The following is a 3,216-nucleotide window of genomic DNA, read 5'->3' on the forward strand; positions in this document are numbered from 1 at the left end:
TAGAACGTCGTGAGACAGTTCGGTCCCTATCTGCCGTGGGCGCTGGAAGATTGAGAGGGGCTGCTCCTAGTACGAGAGGACCGGAGTGGACGCACCGCTGGTGTTCGGGTTGTCATGCCAATGGCATTGCCCGGTAGCTACGTGCGGAAGAGATAACCGCTGAAAGCATCTAAGCGGGAAACTTGCCTCGAGATGAGTCTTCCCTGAGGCCTTGAGCCTCCTGAAGGGACGTTAAAGACGATGACGTTGATAGGTCGGGTGTGTAAGCGCTGTGAGGCGTTGAGCTAACCGATACTAATGACCCGTGAGACTTAACCTTACAACACCTGAGCTGTTTGAGCGCGCGGCATCCACAGCGAAAGTTAACGCCAAGCGCAAGGGGCAAGACGATATTAGCGATGTTCCGGATAATGCCCGACAGTCATGCAAGTGAGGGTTGGGAAAGCGGTGCGGAGCGGAAACGAATTTGCCTGGCGGCACTAGCGCGGTGGTCCCACCTGACCCCATGCCGAACTCAGAAGTGAAACGCCGTAGCGCCGATGGTAGTGTGGGGTCTCCCCATGCGAGAGTAGGGAACTGCCAGGCATCCAACAGGTTGTGCCGGTTAATGCCGGGATGACAGGCAATATTACATATAATGATTCGGCGGTGCGGTAGTTCAGTCGGTTAGAATACCGGCCTGTCACGCCGGGGGTCGCGGGTTCAAGTCCCGTCCGCACCGCCACTAGGGGCGTAGTTCAATTGGTAGAGCACCGGTCTCCAAAACCGGGTGTTGGGAGTTCGAGCCTCTCCGCCCCTGCCAGCTATGGAAACTCTTCGTATATGGAAACCCTTCGCGAATACGGAGGGTTTTTTTCGTCTGTCGTTTCTCACCCGTTCTGACTTGACGCCCCGGTTAAATATATGATGGCCAAGCGCGTGATAATGGCATGTTATAAGCGTTGCATTGAATTAGACGGTAGCGCTAGTGATCGATTTCTCACAGATTGGTTCGGAATCTCCGGCTGGCGTTCGGCGGAAACTAAAGTCGTGAAAACCGAAGCAGAAAAGCGCGATATAACGTTGAAAATCGCCGATGTGCAGAAAAAAGTAGGAAAACCAAATCAAAGCGGTATGTTCCTTCATCGAACAGAGCATAGACGCCATCTGATTATTGCACTGGTGGTAGCAATCGGCTGGACAACCATTTTGCAGGAAGCTCTAAGGAAGCGAGAATTCCCGTGTTTTTGCTGGATTGCATGATTGAAGTTAATGATCCTTCACTGTACACTGCCGCCGTAGCATTAGATAGCATACACGAGAAGGTTAAGTGGCTGGTGAAGGACATCGGGGATCAAGCCTAAACGTGGTAGAGCTACATGGCACGGTCGGCGACAGCTTGGCTATCAATCGTAAAAAGGCTTTGCAGACAGACGGCATAAGTGGCCATTTTAATAATAAAATTATTTATTCACAGTTTGGAGACTTCACCCAAAGAAGTCATGGAAGAATGCCTTACCAAGGCGGAACAAAGCGGCAAAAACATTTGCGTCGTTTATGTCCACAACGATGATATAGCTATCGCCATTATACAAAAGAGGCCAGTCTGAAACTAGGTTCGTAGATTAAAGTGATCTCTATCGATGGCGTACCTGATGTCTTTAAGCTATGATGAACGGTAAAGACAATGCGATGGTCGAGTTGATGCCTAATATGGCCTGTCTAGCATTCGTTGATACGTTTCTAGCGATGAAAAGGGCAAGGAGTCACCGAAATTCATCCAGACCGACTCGCGGTTGCTGTTGCCGGATACGACTAAGCAGGAATATGACGCCAAGCAGAGCATAGGCTACTAACAACAGTGCTGACTTCGTCAGCTGCCACGGTAGCGGTTAATGTATCAGTGGCGAGGGAAAAGGCATGGCATCGGCATCGCTTCTGGAGCTATAAGGCGTCAGTGTGGAATTTCCTAGGGTAAAAACCCTCCAGCAGGTGGGCTTTACCCTGCATTTTACCCTGTATAGTAGTGAGGTGGTGGCGTTGTTGGGTGAAAATGGCGAATGGCTCCCGGCTAGCAAGTGTGAAGCCTACGAGAGCTAACGATTGTTTTGTCCAGCAAAAATGCCGCTTCAATGCTGAGTGTTGACCGGCGTATATTAGAGCTTGGCCAGCGAGATCCTGCCTGCTGATCGGGTGGTAGATCTCAATGGCACCACATACGCGCAAGCGATGGGCATCGGGACTGTTTATCAATAGGTGAACCTGCTGCTGAAAATGCCAGCCTGCAGCTAGAACTGGATGCCATTTTAGCGGTGTGGTTAGCGGTGGGTTATCGGCGGTGGCTCGCTGTAATGAATACTGGTATTTTTCTTTCCGGCTACTAGTCAGAATTCAACCTGATAGTGAAAGCGAGTGTAGTGCTGCTGGTTCTGATGGTGCAGTCGCCGCTAATGTCGCTGTCGATGTTGCAGAGACGGAGACGCCACTGGCAAAAATGATTGGAGAATATGGCATTCCTACCGGACTAGCTTTCTTTATTATGCTGGCGCTGGGCGCATTGTATGGTGCACTGATAGGTTGAATTATCGACGCTCTGCGGCTGCTGGCGTTTATCATCACCTGGGCTAGCATGTTTTTCCTGCGCGGCATGAATCTTATTTTGTCGCGGGAATCGGTCCCTATCGTTCACCCTTGATATGAGACCTGCTGGCTGGCTATGCCTGGCAGTGGCATGGTTGACCTTGCTGCGCTTATCATGTTACTGGTGATGGCGGTAGGTGTGGTGCTGGCGCACAGCACATGCTTTGTCCATAACGTCTACGCCATGGGAATGGGAATAATAGTTACTCTTTTTATGTGCTGTCGAGTTTCCTAGCGGTGCTGGCGGTGATTGGCGTGGAATTATTCGATGCTATCGCGACAGCGGTTATCGGCGGCGGGGGACGCTACTGACCGGGTAGCGTCAGTACCTTATATTGGGTATGCTGTTTGACGTGATGATTCAAGGATCGATCCAAACTTATATCACACTTTTTGATAGGACACTAAACTCCTGTTGAACCAAGATCGTAATAGGGATTCTATTATTCGGTTTTATCGGTCTGCAAAAAGAGTTAAACGCGTTCTGTCTGGCGCACCGTAGAAACGATAACATAGTGGCGATCCTGGCCGCCTGCTGAGCAGCGCTGCGCCACAAGCCAGGCCAGTCCAGCGCGAGAAGTCATAGCAGCACGGCGG

General features: G+C 50.8%; 1 protein-coding gene, 2 tRNA genes, 2 rRNA genes and 2 pseudogenes. All 7 read left to right on the plus strand.

What is annotated here, in order from left to right; genetic code table 11:
* Positions 1 to 319, plus strand: a 23S ribosomal RNA gene (locus BG74_RS06190); the annotation flags it as partial.
* A gap of 150 nt (positions 320 to 469) precedes the next feature.
* Positions 470 to 585 (plus strand): 5S ribosomal RNA (rrf, locus tag BG74_RS06195).
* 62 nt (positions 586 to 647) lie between these two features.
* A tRNA-Asp gene (locus tag BG74_RS06200) sits at positions 648 to 724 on the plus strand.
* Positions 725 to 726: 2 nt separating this feature from the next.
* Positions 727 to 802 (plus strand) — tRNA-Trp (locus BG74_RS06205).
* 162 nt (positions 803 to 964) lie between these two features.
* A pseudogene (locus tag BG74_RS06210) lies at positions 965 to 1,835 on the plus strand (substrate-binding domain-containing protein); the annotation flags it as partial.
* A 103-nt stretch (positions 1,836 to 1,938) separates the two neighbouring features.
* On the plus strand, positions 1,939 to 2,079 hold the full coding sequence (locus BG74_RS13615; protein WP_187202724.1) for a hypothetical protein: 141 nt from the start codon (positions 1,939 to 1,941) through the stop codon (positions 2,077 to 2,079).
* A 167-nt stretch (positions 2,080 to 2,246) separates the two neighbouring features.
* Positions 2,247 to 2,477 (plus strand): annotated as a pseudogene (locus BG74_RS06220) (ABC transporter permease); the annotation flags it as partial.
* Positions 2,478 to 3,216 lie beyond the last annotated feature (739 nt).

The organism is Sodalis-like endosymbiont of Proechinophthirus fluctus, from assembly GCF_001602625.1.
GTDB lineage: Bacteria > Pseudomonadota > Gammaproteobacteria > Enterobacterales > Enterobacteriaceae.